Annotated in this window: 11 protein-coding genes; 5 read left to right on the top strand and 6 right to left on the bottom strand. The window is 64.7% G+C overall.

Annotated features, from left to right (window positions below; translation table 11 throughout):
* Positions 1 to 299 precede the first annotated feature (299 nt).
* A complete protein-coding gene (gene irrA, locus AC0WRY_RS00315) occupies positions 300 to 791 on the top strand; it encodes an iron response transcriptional regulator IrrA (protein ID WP_008131763.1) in 492 nt (163 codons plus the stop codon).
* A 114-nt stretch (positions 792 to 905) separates the two neighbouring features.
* Here irrA and AC0WRY_RS00320 read toward each other — a convergent pair whose 3' ends face one another.
* Positions 906 to 1,436, bottom strand: coding sequence for an SH3 domain-containing protein (locus tag AC0WRY_RS00320; RefSeq protein ID WP_194405152.1), 531 nt, complete (start codon positions 1,434 to 1,436; stop codon positions 906 to 908).
* Positions 1,437 to 1,759: 323 nt separating this feature from the next.
* On the opposite strand from AC0WRY_RS00320, the gene AC0WRY_RS00325 reads away from it, so the two are divergent.
* Entirely contained in the window at positions 1,760 to 2,761 is a 1,002-nt protein-coding gene (locus tag AC0WRY_RS00325; protein ID WP_194405153.1) for a 2-hydroxyacid dehydrogenase, read from the top strand.
* 4 nt (positions 2,762 to 2,765) lie between these two features.
* Here the strand turns inward: AC0WRY_RS00325 and AC0WRY_RS00330 are convergent, their stop codons facing one another.
* Positions 2,766 to 3,677, bottom strand: a complete 912-nt coding sequence (locus tag AC0WRY_RS00330; RefSeq protein WP_194405154.1) for a LysR family transcriptional regulator — start codon at positions 3,675 to 3,677, stop codon at positions 2,766 to 2,768.
* Between the two features lie 115 nt (positions 3,678 to 3,792).
* On the opposite strand from AC0WRY_RS00330, the gene AC0WRY_RS00335 reads away from it, so the two are divergent.
* Positions 3,793 to 4,800, top strand: coding sequence for an aldo/keto reductase (locus AC0WRY_RS00335; protein ID WP_194405155.1), 1,008 nt, complete (start codon positions 3,793 to 3,795; stop codon positions 4,798 to 4,800).
* An 8-nt stretch (positions 4,801 to 4,808) separates the two neighbouring features.
* Here the strand turns inward: AC0WRY_RS00335 and AC0WRY_RS00340 are convergent, their stop codons facing one another.
* The gene (locus AC0WRY_RS00340; RefSeq protein ID WP_194405156.1) at positions 4,809 to 5,612 is read right to left on the bottom strand and encodes a HesA/MoeB/ThiF family protein; all 804 of its coding nucleotides are present in this window, start codon (positions 5,610 to 5,612) and stop codon (positions 4,809 to 4,811) included.
* A gap of 215 nt (positions 5,613 to 5,827) precedes the next feature.
* On the opposite strand from AC0WRY_RS00340, the gene AC0WRY_RS00345 reads away from it, so the two are divergent.
* Complete coding sequence (locus AC0WRY_RS00345) at positions 5,828 to 7,186, top strand: peptidoglycan-binding protein (protein WP_491122531.1); 1,359 nt, start codon at positions 5,828 to 5,830, stop codon at positions 7,184 to 7,186.
* 81 nt (positions 7,187 to 7,267) lie between these two features.
* Here AC0WRY_RS00345 and AC0WRY_RS00350 read toward each other — a convergent pair whose 3' ends face one another.
* Positions 7,268 to 8,206, bottom strand: coding sequence for a sensor histidine kinase (locus AC0WRY_RS00350; protein ID WP_246776385.1), 939 nt, complete (start codon positions 8,204 to 8,206; stop codon positions 7,268 to 7,270).
* Positions 8,207 to 8,622: 416 nt separating this feature from the next.
* On the bottom strand, positions 8,623 to 10,302 hold the full coding sequence (gene ggt, locus AC0WRY_RS00355) for a gamma-glutamyltransferase (RefSeq protein WP_491122532.1): 1,680 nt from the start codon (positions 10,300 to 10,302) through the stop codon (positions 8,623 to 8,625).
* Positions 10,303 to 10,539: 237 nt separating this feature from the next.
* Here ggt and AC0WRY_RS00360 point away from each other — a divergent pair, with 237 nt between their 5' ends.
* On the top strand, positions 10,540 to 11,283 hold the full coding sequence (locus AC0WRY_RS00360; protein WP_491122533.1) for a nucleotide-binding protein: 744 nt from the start codon (positions 10,540 to 10,542) through the stop codon (positions 11,281 to 11,283).
* A 132-nt stretch (positions 11,284 to 11,415) separates the two neighbouring features.
* Here the strand turns inward: AC0WRY_RS00360 and mutM are convergent, their stop codons facing one another.
* Positions 11,416 to 12,315, bottom strand: coding sequence for a bifunctional DNA-formamidopyrimidine glycosylase/DNA-(apurinic or apyrimidinic site) lyase (gene mutM / locus AC0WRY_RS00365; protein ID WP_211415298.1), 900 nt, complete (start codon positions 12,313 to 12,315; stop codon positions 11,416 to 11,418).
* Positions 12,316 to 12,353 lie beyond the last annotated feature (38 nt).

A 12,353-nucleotide genomic window follows, 5' to 3' on the forward strand; every position in this document is an offset into this window, starting at 1 on the left:
ACGCCAATTGCCACCGTCAGGCGCAGCTCCCGCATGCCCCGGATGGACTGCCGGCCGGGCCTCCATGCCCGGCTGCGCCAAAATCGGCTAAGCGGAACCGCGGGCTCTCTAACACAGGCCATTTCCGGTGGCAAAGTGCATCCATGAAGGTAAAATGACGCGATGTCGGCCCGGTTCCAAGATTGATGAGAACCTTCAAGGCTGATTAGAACCTCTCTAGTTGCGAGAAACTTGCATCTGCATCTTTCTGTTCTTATATTGCAGAGAGATATTTGTTCACGCGTGCCCGAAATCTGGAAATGAGCGAGAATACTGCGCCCCATCACGACGACGACGTCCACGCTGCGGCCCTCTTGTCCGGCCGTCAGCCGGCTTTGACCGGCTGTCCCTGGCACGACGTCAACGAAATGCTCCAGTCCGCCGGGCTCCGTCCGACGCGCCAGCGCATGGCGCTCGGCTGGTTATTGTTCGGCAAGGGTGCACGCCACCTGACGGCTGAAATGCTCTACGAGGAAGCGACCCTGGCTAAGGTCCCGGTGTCGCTGGCCACCGTCTATAACACGCTGAACCAGCTCACCGATGCCGGTCTGCTCCGGCAGGTCAGCGTCGACGGCACCAAGACCTATTTCGACACCAATGTCACCACCCACCACCACTACTACCTCGAGAACAGCCATGAGCTGGTCGACATCGAGGATCCGCATCTGGCGCTGTCCAAGATGCCGGAGGTGCCCGAGGGCTACGAGATCGCGCGCATCGACATGGTCGTGCGCCTGCGCAAGAAGCGCTGAGATCGGTCCGAACTGCTGAATTCGTCGTCATGGCCGGGCTTGTCCCGGCCATCGCCGTTTTGCGCGGTCATTCCGGGACGGTGCGGAGTACCGACCCCGGAATGACGCTTCGCGTCAATTCACCTGCTCGTCCGAGTAGACGCCCCAGAGGCGCTCCTGCTGGATCCAGCCGTCGAAGCCGTTGCCGGTGACGCGGCACCAGTTTGCAGTGCACTTCTTCACCTGCGTGACGACGCCGGCCTGGAGCTTTGCTGCAACCGCGCTGTCGAGATCGGCGCGATCGTAGATCGGGGCGAGATCGTCCTTGTGCTTCATGGTGACCACCGCGGTGCGGCGGCCCGACAGCAGCGAATGATAGACCCAGCCCTCGGCGCCCTCGGAATCGCGCACCCGGCGCCAATTCTCGAACTCGGCGGTAATTTCGACCGGCAGGCCGGCACGGGTGTAGACCCAGGCCACGTCATTGTCCTTGGTCGGACCGGCGCGAACATTGACGTGATCCGACTTGAGGCTGACGTAACGCGGCACCGGCAGGCCGCTGGTGGTCTGCGGGGTATTATCCTTGGCCGAATGCGAGGGACCGACCGAGGCGCTCCACCAGGTGCAAACGAGCGCCATCACCGAACAAAAACGCCCCAACGCCATCAACCCGTCTCCTGTCGAGGACCCGGCCTTGCCGGACCCCCACCCCAAATCCAAATCCTGCCGCGTCGATCCCGACCCGCCCCACGCGGGTGTTCCCCAAGCCTGGCCCGTGGTTCTTGTCTTGGCCCGGCCTTCTGCTAGAGAGGACGAGCACTTGAACAACCAGTTTGCCCCGATTTTCCGGGCCGGAAATCTCGGGAGAGCTTGAAGGAAACGCCGGAGACGGACACGGCAAGGGCAGTGTCGAACAACCGGGTTAATGAGGCCTCAACGACCAGCCTTTGGCGACAGGGGCGGCCTGCGACGCCTCATGAGAGCAGGACATGTCGGTGAAGAAAAAGCCCCTCGTCGTGGTGACGCGCAAGCTGCCGGATTCGATCGAGACGCGGATGCGCGAATTGTTCGACGCGCGGATCAATCTCGAGGACACGCCGATGTCCGCCGAACAGATCGCCGAAGCCGCGCGCACCGCCGACGTGCTGGTTCCGACGGTGACCGACCATATCAGCGCCGACATCGTCAACCAGCCCGACTGCAAGCTGCGGCTGATCGCCAATTTCGGCAACGGCGTCGACAATATCGACGTCGAGGCCGCCCACGCGCGCGGCATCACCGTCACCAACACGCCGAAAGTTCTCACCGAGGATACCGCCGACATGACCATGGCGCTGATCCTCGCCGTGCCCAGGCGAATGATCGAAGGCGCCTCGATCCTGACCGAGGGGAAGCCGTGGCCGGGCTGGTCGCCGACCTGGATGCTCGGCCACCGCATCGGCGGCAAGCGGCTCGGCATCATCGGCATGGGCCGCATCGGCCAGGCGGTGGCGCGCCGCGCCCGCGCCTTCGGCCTGCAGATCCACTATCACAACCGCCGTCCCGTCGCCCCGAAGATCGCCGAAGAACTCGGTGCGACCTATTGGGAAAGCCTCGACCAGATGCTGGCGCGGATGGACATCATCTCGGTGAACTGCCCGCACACGCCGGCGACCTATCATTTGCTCTCGGCGCGGCGGCTGAAGCTGATCCGCAAGGACGCCTACATCGTCAACACCGCGCGCGGCGAGGTCACCGACGAGGACACGCTGATCAAGCTGATCGAAGGCGGCGAGATCGCCGGCGCCGGCCTCGACGTCTACGAGCACGAGCCCGCGGTCAACCCGAAGCTGGTGCGGCTCGCCAAGGCCGGCAAGGTGACGCTGATGCCGCATATGGGCTCGGCCACGATCGAGGGCCGCGTCGAGATGGGCGAGAAGGTGATCATCAACATCCGCACCTTCCTCGACGCCCACAAACCGCCGGATCGCGTGCTGCCGAGCATGCTGTGAGAGCCTATTCGCCTCGCGCTTCGCACTTGCGCCAGTCGGCGACGAAATCGATGAAGGCGCGGAGCGCCGGCGGCGTTTGCCGCCGGCTCGGGTAATACAGGAACGGACCAGGGAACGGCTCGCACCAATCTTCCATCAAGCTGACCAGCGCGCCGGTTTTCAAGGCGTCGCCGACATAGCCGTCGATCGTTGCCCAGATGCCGACGCCGTCGAGCACCGCGCGCATCGCAAGGTTCATGTTGGTCGAGATCAGCTTTGCGGGCGGATCGACCTTCACGACCTGGCCGGCCTTCTCGAACTCCAGATCGTGCATGACGCCGCTCGAGTAGCGCGCGCGGATGCAATCATGCTCGAGCAGATCCTTCGGATGTTTCGGCCGGCCGCGCCGCGCAAGATATGCAGGCGATGCGACGACGACGTAGCTCTGCGGTCCGCTCAGCGGGATCGCAACCATGTCCTGCGCGAGATGCTCGCCATAGCGCACGCCGGCATCGTAGCCGGCACTGACGATGTCGACGAAGCCGCTCTCCGAGACGATGTCGAGATCGACCTGCGGATAGGCGCTCAGAAACGGCCCGACCATCGGCCCCAGCACGAGATCGACGGCCGGTGGCGGCGCGTTGATGCGCAGGCGACCCGAGGCGACCTCGCGAAGGCCCCGGACCTGATCGAGCGCATCGCCGACATCGCGCAAGGCCGGCGCCACCCGCGACAGCAGCAACTCGCCCGCCTCGGTCAGGGCGACGCTGCGGGTGGTGCGGTTCATCAGGCGGACGCCAAGGCGCTCCTCGAGGTCCCGGAGCCGCTGGCTGAGGCTCGACACCGACACGCGCATTTCGACCGCCGCACGCCGGAAATTGCGGGTGCGGGCGACCGCCACGAAGACATCGAGATCGCGCAGATCAGGCTCAGGCATTGTTCGCTAATGTGAACAAGCTATTCTTGATTGTCCAGCTTATCGGCGCAATCGAGCCGGCGCATATCTCCCTCGTCACGCGGCGCAATCAGCCGCATTTTAAGGGAGAACCATCATGGAACAGCGCAAACTCGGTTCAGCCGGCCCCACCACCTCAGCCCTCGGCCTCGGCTGCATGGGCATGTCCGAGGTCTATGGCCCCGCCGACCGCGGCGAAGCCATTGCCACTGTGCATGCGGCGATCGACGCCGGCATCACACTGCTCGACACCGGCGATTTCTACGCGATGGGTCACAACGAAATGCTGGTGCGCGAGGCCCTGAAGGAGGTCGCCCGCGACAAGGTGCAGATCAGCGTCAAGTACGGCGCGCTGCGCGGTCCGGCCGGTGAGTTCGCCGGCATGGACACGAGGCCGGGCGCGACCAGGAACTTCCTCGCCTATTCACTGCAACGTCTCGGCACCGACTATCTCGACATCTACCGTCCGGCGCGGCTCGATCCCAACGTCCCCATCGAGGAGACCATCGGCGGCCTCGCCGATCTCGTGAAGGCCGGATACATCAGGCATATCGGCCTGTCCGAGGTCGGCTCCGATACCATCCGCCGCGCGCATGCGGTGCATCCGATCGCAGACCTCCAGATCGAATATTCACTGATCGAGCGCGGCATCGAACGCGATATCCTCAAGACCTGCCGCGAGCTCGGCATCGGCATCACCGCTTACGGCGTGCTGGCGCGCGGACTGATCAGCGGCCATTGGACCAAGGACAGCGGCAAAGTCGGCAGAGACTACCGGCTGATGACGCCGCGCTTTCAGGGCGCCAACCTCGATGCCAATCTTGCGCTGGTGGAATCCCTCCGTGCGATCGCCACCGAGATCGGCGCAACGCCGGCGCAAGTCGCGATTGCCTGGGTGGCGGCGCAGGGCAAGGAGATCGTGCCGCTGGTTGGCGCACGAACCCGCAACCGTCTCACCGAAGCGCTCGGCGCGACCCGGTTCACGCTGACACAGGCGCATCTTGCGGCGCTGGCAAAAGCCTTCCCGCCGGATGTCGCTTCCGGCACGCGCTACGCCGCCGAGCAGATGGCGCATCTCGACAGCGAGAAATTGGCCACGGCGTAATCAGGCGATCAGCTGCGGTGGGCGCTGAGGTCGGCGACCACGGGCCCATCGCCGTTGAGCGGGTTGGCCGGATCGCGCCCATAGCGCAGCGTTTCGAAGCGCATCGCGCGCGCATCGATCATCAGGAGGCGGCCGACGAGGCCCTCGCCAAAACCGACGATCTCGCGGATCGCCTCCAGCGCCATCATCGAGCCGAGCACACCGGCGAGCGCCCCCATGACGCCGGCTTCCGCGCAGGCCGGCACGGTGCCGGGCGGCGGCGCCTCCGGAAACAGGCAGCGATAGGTCGGATTGAATTCGCCCTGCTCGTTCCTCTCATGCGCGCGGATGGTGGTGAGCGAGCCGTCAAAGGTGCCGAGCGCGGCAGTAATCAGCGGCCGCTTCGCGAAGAAGCACGCGTCCGAGACCAGATAGCGCGTCGAAAAATTGTCGGAGCCGTCGAGCACGAGATCGTAGTCGCCGATCAGGCTGAGCGCGTTGTCGGCATTCAGCCAGGTGGCATGGCCGACGAAGCGGACATGCGGATTGAGCGCCGCGATCCGCTCGGCGGCGCTCTCGACCTTGTGCCGGCCGATGTCGGGCGTGGTGTGGATGACCTGGCGCTGCAGATTGGACAGCGACACCACGTCGTCGTCGACCACGCCGAGCGTGCCCACGCCGGCCGCGGCCAGATACATCAGAACGGGCGCGCCGAGGCCGCCGGCGCCGACGACCAGCACGGAGGCCTTTTTCAGCGCGGCCTGGCCTGGGCCGCCGACGTCGCGCAGCACGATATGGCGGGCATAGCGTTCGAGTTCGTCCGGGCTCAGCATCGCTTTCGTTCCTCTCACCCCTCATGGTGAGGAGGCGCGAAGCGCCATCTCGAACCATGCAGGCCCTGCTGCGGCAGCTCGGCCTTCATGCTTCGAGACGCCGCTTCCGCGGCTCCTCAGGATGAGGGTCAACAGCCTGAACCACCCCAACATTGTTCGCGACCAACGAGATGTGCTTCAATGGCATTGCGTTCAATGGGCTGGTTGGATTTGTCATGAGATCGATGCTTGCGGCAACCTTGATGTTTGCGGCTGCCACCGGCGCGCAGGCCCAGATGACGACGCCGCAGATCCCCGGCACCAAGCCGAAGACGGTGCAGACCGTGCCGATCCAGCCTCCGGCCATGCAGACGCCGGCGGCGACGGCGGATGCCATGGCGAAGGCCGAGCGGCTGGCGCTGCAATCCGACCTCGCCTGGGTCGGCCAGTACAACGGCGCCATCACCGGCGACGTCAGTGAGCGCTTGGTCAACGCCATCAAGGAATACCAGAAGGCCAAGGGCGGCAAGCCGACCGGCGTGCTCAATCCGCAGGAGCGCGCCGCGCTCGCCGAGACGGCGCGAAAGAAGCAGGACGGCGTCGGCTGGAAGATCGTGACGGAGCCGACCAGCGGCGCCCGGCTCGGCATCCCCTCGAAACTGGTGACACAGCAGGCAAGCGACGCCAACGGCTCGAAATGGACCTCGCCGAGCGGAACCGTGCAGGTGCTGCTCAGCCGCCGCAAGGAGGCGAACCCGACCGCGGCAAAACTCGCGGAGCTGGAGAAGGAGCCGTCCGGACGCAAGGTCGATTACACCGTGGTGAAGCCCGACTTCTTCGTGCTGTCGGGCTTGCAGGGCCTGAAGAAGTTCTACGTGCGGGGCGCCTTCAAAGGAGATGAGGTCCGCACCATGACGATCCTCTACGACCAGGCGATGGAGAACACGGTCGAGCCGGTCGTGATCGCGATGTCGAGTGCGTTCAACGCGTTCCCGTCGGGACCGCAGGCCGGGCCGCCGCCGCGCAAGACCGTCGAATACGGCACCGGCATCGTCGTCAGCGACGACGGCGCGATCGTCGCTGACCGCCTCGTCACCGACAGCTGTCTCGCGATCACGATCGCCGGCCATGGCAGTGCCGACCGTCTGGCCGAAGACAAGGAGCGCGGCCTCGCGCTCCTACACATCTACGGCGCCCGCGGCCTGAAGCCGTTGAGCCTTACTGGCGGCGCGGCAAAGACCAGTGTGGATGTCGTCGGCATCGCCGATCCGCAAAGTCAAGGCGGCGCCGGCGGCGTGTCAATCGTCAAGGCTGCGCTGGCGCCGGTCCCGAGCAGCGAGTCCATGCTGTCCCCGCCGCCGGCGGTCGGGTTTTCCGGTGCTCCGTTGATCGATAGCGACGGCAAGTTCGCCGGTATTGCGCTGTTGAAGCCGGCCATGGTGGCGGGACCTGCGACATCGGTTCCGGCCTCGCAGGCCGTGATGGTGTCCGCGGACGCCGTACGCGATTTCCTGAAGGCGAACAATGTCGCAGCCAACGGCACCTCGACGGACGCAAAGGCGGCCGTCGTGCGCGTGATCTGCGTCAGGAAATAGAGCGAGAGATCATCATGCTCTCTCGTGTCCGATGCGGTGCGGCACGTGATGCGCTCCGCTCGGCCACGCCCATGCAGAGTCTCACGTGATATTCTGCGAAGTCCCGAGATTCTTAAGGGGCGCCGTCAGACGACATTTGAGCCCGGCCGAGCCGTAGGAAACATCGACGGAACCGCTGAAATCGTCTTTCAGCACGCGCGAAATAAGCCTGGAGCCGAAACCTGCGCCAACGGGCTCCGATACAAGCGGGCCGTCAATCTCCTCCCAGACAAAAACGAATTTGGACTCGCCATCCTCAGTCTCGACCGTCCATGTGATGGATACACAGCCTCCCGCCACGGTCAGAGCGCCGTACTTCAAAGCGTTGGTCGCAAGTTCATGAAGCGCCAGGGACAGAGCAAGCGCTTGGCGAGACTTCACGACGAGTGGAGGACCCGACACCGTGAAGCGGCCTTCACCTGTCCGATAGGGTGCTAGAGCCGTGCGGATCACATCGTGGAGCGGCGCGGCCGCCCAGTTTGACGCGGTCAGCAGGTCCTGCGCGCGTCCAAAGGCGCCCAGCCGCGCCTGGTACTTTTCGAGGCTCGCTTTGCTCGTGGGATCGCGAAATGTCTGCGCAGCGACCGCGCTCAACACTGCAAGCGTATTCTTGACGCGGTGCTTCAGCTCCTCGTTGATGAGGTTGAGCGCTTCCCTTGCAATATGCTCGGACGTGACATCCCTGCAGACGACAAGCACGCCGCCAACCTCGCCTTCAAGATCGATAGGGCCGAAGCTATAGGTCCACCAAACGTCCTCGCGACGTCCGTGACGCGTGACCGGCACCAATTGGTCCTCATTCCAGGTCGCTCCCTTGCCGGACATGACGTACTCGATCTGAGGACCAATGATGTCCCAGATCTCAGCCCAGCACTCGCGGCCGCAGCTCCCCAAAGCGCTTGGGTGCCTTTCCGGCCCCATCGTCTCCCGGTATGCATCGTTGTAGAATTGGATGAGCTCCGGCCCCCACCAGATGAACATGGGGTGCCGCGAGGTCAGAACGAGCCGCACCGTGACCCTAAGACTTTGGGGCCAGCTTTCTGGAGCGCCCAGGGATGTGCTCGACCAGTCAAACGCTCGCGTCAAAGCGCCCAACTCGCCTCCGCCAGCCAAGAAGTCGCCGCCGATATCCCTGCCCATACGCACAGCCTTACTGAGACGTTGACAGACGCGCCTGCCGCCAGCCAGCCCCAGCATATACTGCCGGGCTCACGCCGTCATCCGCAGGGGATCGGGTCCGAGGTGACGTCGATGTGCACCGGCAAAGGCCATTGTTCGAATAATGCCGCGGCAATCCGAGAACTGCCAAGCGCGGAACGAAGGCGATGCCGTCCGCAGGCGATTGGACGAGTTCAGTGGCCTCGACGGGCGAGCGAACCGGTCTTGTAATTTCCCGGTCAGCCCAACCTGAATCTGATGCCACTCCGCGCGAGACCACCCGATATCCCGACCGGCGTGCCGTCAGCACGCCAGCAGGCGGCCCCGGTCATGGTGCCGTCGTCGTCGAAAGCGATGCCGTTCATGCCGCCTGCGACCGTCGCAACGGGCTGCACTGTGTGGCCGAGGCTTTCGAGCTTGGTGCGCACGGTCTCCGGCACCGTCTGCTCGACCTCGAGCGCGTTGCCCTCGGTCCAGACCCTGGGCGCCTCGACGGCCTCCTGCAGGCTCATGCCGTGGTCGATCAGATTGACCAGGGCCTGCATCGCACTCGGAAAGATGCGCTTGCCGCCGGGCAATCCGAGCGCATAGCGCAGCTTACCACCCTTCAGCGCCATCATCGGCGACATCGAGGTGGTGACACGCTTGCCCGGCGCCAGCGAGAGCGCGTGGCCCGGTCGCGGATCGAACAGGTTCATGTAGTTGTTGGCAATGGCCCCTAAGCCCGGGATCATGATCTTGGCGCCGAACAGATTGTTGATGGTCTGCGTCGTCGCGACCACGTTTCCGAAAGCGTCCGCCGAAGTCATGTGCGTGGTGTGGGCACCTTCGAGCTGCGACACGCCGGCGCCCCAATTCTGCGCCCGCACGGAGTCGATGGCGCGCCGGCGCTCTTCGGCATAGGCTTTGGAGGTCAGTTTCTCCACGGGGACGCCGACATAATCAGGATCGCCGCTGGCCGCAGCGCGGTCGGCAAAGGCGATCTTCAGCACCTCGGCAAGATAGTGGATCGTCTCTGACGTGCCGAAGCCGAGGGCGCCGATGTCATAGCCCTCCAGGATGTTGAGCATCTGGGCAATGTGCACGCCGGACGCGGCGGGCGGCGGAGGTCCAAGGATGGTCCAGCCGCGATAATCGGCGCGGACCGGCTGCCGCTCGACGGTCTTGTAAGCCGTGAGGTCATTGCGACGAATGAAGCCGCCGTTCTTCTCCATGTAGTTGGCGAGGATATCGCCGAGCGGCCCTTCGTAGAGAGCTTTTTCGCCATGATCGGCGATATAGCGCAAGGTCTCGGCATATTCGGCTTGCACCACGCGCTCGCCGACCTTCAGCGGCTCGCCATCGGGCAGATAGATCGCCGCGATCGGCTTATCCTTGCGCATCTCGACGGCGCTCTCGCTGATGCATTCATGCAAGTAGGGCGTCGCCGCATAGCCGCGGGCCGCATGCTTGATCGCGGGCTGAATCACGTCGGCGAGGCTCATGGTGCCAAACCGATGCAGGGTCTCGCACCAGGCCTTGAGCGAGCCCGGCACCGCGACGGCCTTCGCCCCGTTGAGGTTCTCGTTGCCGACGGTGTCGAACACGTCGTGGGCCGAGCCGGGCGCGGACGTATAGGTCGTGTCGCGAACGGCCGACGGGACGGTGCTCTGGCCATCGATGAAGCGGTGGCTTCCGTCGGCCAGCCGGATGTGTGCCATGCCGCCGCCGATGATGCCGACCATCATCGGCTCGACCACGGTCAGCGTGAACAGGGTCGCGATCGCGGCATCGATGGCGTTGCCGCCGGCGGCCAGCATCTCGGCCCCGGCGCTGGAGGCCAGGGGATGGTTGCTGACCACCATGCCGCGGCTCGAGACCGCCGGCATCTTCTGGCAGTCAAAGGTGGTTGTTGTCCGGTCGCGCCAGTTACCGCTCATCGCCTGCCCTTTCCATCACGGCAGCGAGCACATCACACGTACGAGTACTGGTCCAGTAATGGTACGGATTAGCTGGCATTCCCTATTCCGCCATCATCATGACTGCTGATTCGGACCTCCGCGATCCCCCTTTGGATCGGGCCGGCACGTCCTGAGCGAGAAGAGCTCAGCATCGCGATTGATGCACGTTCGCGTGGCGTATTCCTGACCCAAGCACTCCAAAGGATTGACCTTCAAATGCACACGATCGTACTGGCCACCCAAAAGGGTGGCAGCGGCAAGAGCACGCTCGCCATCGGCCTCGCGCTCGCAGCCAAGCAGGCCGGCTTTACCGTCCGCCTGATCGAGACCGACCCGCAGGGCACCCTGTCCAACTGGCAGCGTCGCCGCACCGCCGACGATCTCGTCGTCGAGCCGATCTACCACGCCGCCGACATCGAGCCGCGCCTGAAGATGCTGGCTGACAGCGGCCTGCAGCTCGCGATCGTCGACACCGCCGCCGGTCTTTCCGCCGCCACCACCGCTGCGATCCGTCATTCCGACCTCTGTCTGATCCCGGCCCGCCCGAGCGTCGCCGACATCGAGGCGACCGTCTCCACCCTCAGCGTTGCCCGCGCCTGGAAGCGGCCCTACAGCTTCGTGCTCAACCAGACCCCGATCCGCGGCCAGCGCATCGACAACGCGGCCAACACGCTCGCCGAGGAAGCCGCACTCGATCTCGCTGACGTGCTGGCACGCCCACTGATCGTGATGCGCAATGATCACCAGGACTCGCTCGCGAGCGGCCTTGCGGTGAGCGAATTCGCGCCGAACGGCAAGTCCGCGGACGAGATCCGCGACCTCTGGCGCTGGATCGAGACCCGGCTCGAGCTCGAAGCCACGACCAATGTCCTGATCGACCAGGTGATGTCGGCCGCAGACGGCATGCTGCACATCGCTGCCGAGCTCGCGGCGGACGAGACCACGACTCTGGCGTCCTGAGCGGGGCCATCGCTCAGACGACCGTCGGCCCTTCGCCATCCGGAAGGGCCGAAGCGACGAAGCAGTCCGGCCACCAGCCCGGCCGGATTGCTTCGCTTCGCGTTTTTGGGAAGACGCCTTCGTGCCCGATCATCACTTCTGACATTTCGGACACCAGAAGGTCGACCGGCCATTCTGGGTGAAACGCTTGATCGTGCCGCCGCAGCGCGGCGTGGTGCATTTCTCGCCCTCGCGGTCGTAGACTTTGAACGAATGCTGGAAATAGCCGAGCTCGCCGGAGGTCTGGCGATGATCGCGCAGTGACGATCCGCCGGCCTTGATGGCGTCGTTCAGCACGGTGTGAATCGCACCGACCAGCCGCTTCGCATGATCGGTCGGCTCGCCCGCGCCGACGCCCTTGCGACCCTTGGTCGCGAGCGTCGCGGCGATCCTGCGTGGCGACAGATGCGAGCGATGCAGGGCTTCGCAGACATAGATGTTGCCGAGGCCTGCGACCACGCGCTGGTCGAGCAGTGCCGCCTTCAGGCTCGTGAGCTTGCCTGCGCAGGCCCCCGCCAGCATCGCGGCATCGAATTCGTTGCCGAGCGGCTCGGGGCCGAGCCCACGCAACAACGGCTCCTCGTCGAGTGCACTGCGCGCGATCACTTTCATGTAACCGAAGCGGCGCGGATCGTTGAAGACGATATCCGCGCCGGAGGACATCCGAAACAGCACGTGGTCGTGCGCCGAATCCTTGCCCTTCGGATAGTGAAACTCGCCCGGAGCGGCGTCGTTGTCCGGCTTGATGACGCGGAACGAGCCCGACATGCCCAGATGCATCAGAAGCACGTCACCGGAGGCAAGATCGGCCATGAGATATTTTGCGCGGCGGCCCAGTCCTGTGACGACCTGGCCCTGGAGCCGGGCCACGAAGTCCGGCTGGAACGGAAAGCGCAGGTCCGGCCGGCGAGCCTCCGCCTTGAGGATTTTCGCACCCTCCATGACGGGCTGAAGGCCGCGGCGGACGGTCTCGACTTCGGGCAATTCAGGCATGGTCAGGCATTCACCTTATGAGGGCGGTGTGATAGCGC

The organism is Bradyrhizobium sp. T-12, assembly GCF_058314695.1.

What these genes read in the sequence shown, in the direction of transcription:
- AC0WRY_RS00335 (WP_194405155.1), top strand. Translation starts at nt 3,793, where the DNA reads ATGGAACAGCGCAAACTCGGTTCAGCCGGCCCCACCACCTCAGCCCTC.
- AC0WRY_RS00340 (WP_194405156.1), bottom strand. Translation starts at nt 5,612, where the DNA reads ATGCTGAGCCCGGACGAACTCGAACGCTATGCCCGCCATATCGTGCTG.
- irrA (WP_008131763.1), top strand. Translation starts at nt 300, where the DNA reads ATGAGCGAGAATACTGCGCCCCATCACGACGACGACGTCCACGCTGCG.
- AC0WRY_RS00350 (WP_246776385.1), bottom strand. Translation starts at nt 8,206, where the DNA reads ATGTTCATCTGGTGGGGGCCGGAGCTCATCCAATTCTACAACGATGCA.
- AC0WRY_RS00325 (WP_194405153.1), top strand. Translation starts at nt 1,760, where the DNA reads ATGTCGGTGAAGAAAAAGCCCCTCGTCGTGGTGACGCGCAAGCTGCCG.
- mutM (WP_211415298.1), bottom strand. Translation starts at nt 12,315, where the DNA reads ATGCCTGAATTGCCCGAAGTCGAGACCGTCCGCCGCGGCCTTCAGCCC.
- AC0WRY_RS00360 (WP_491122533.1), top strand. Translation starts at nt 10,540, where the DNA reads ATGCACACGATCGTACTGGCCACCCAAAAGGGTGGCAGCGGCAAGAGC.
- AC0WRY_RS00320 (WP_194405152.1), bottom strand. Translation starts at nt 1,436, where the DNA reads ATGGCGTTGGGGCGTTTTTGTTCGGTGATGGCGCTCGTTTGCACCTGG.
- ggt (WP_491122532.1), bottom strand. Translation starts at nt 10,302, where the DNA reads ATGAGCGGTAACTGGCGCGACCGGACAACAACCACCTTTGACTGCCAG.
- AC0WRY_RS00330 (WP_194405154.1), bottom strand. Translation starts at nt 3,677, where the DNA reads ATGCCTGAGCCTGATCTGCGCGATCTCGATGTCTTCGTGGCGGTCGCC.
- AC0WRY_RS00345 (WP_491122531.1), top strand. Translation starts at nt 5,828, where the DNA reads ATGAGATCGATGCTTGCGGCAACCTTGATGTTTGCGGCTGCCACCGGC.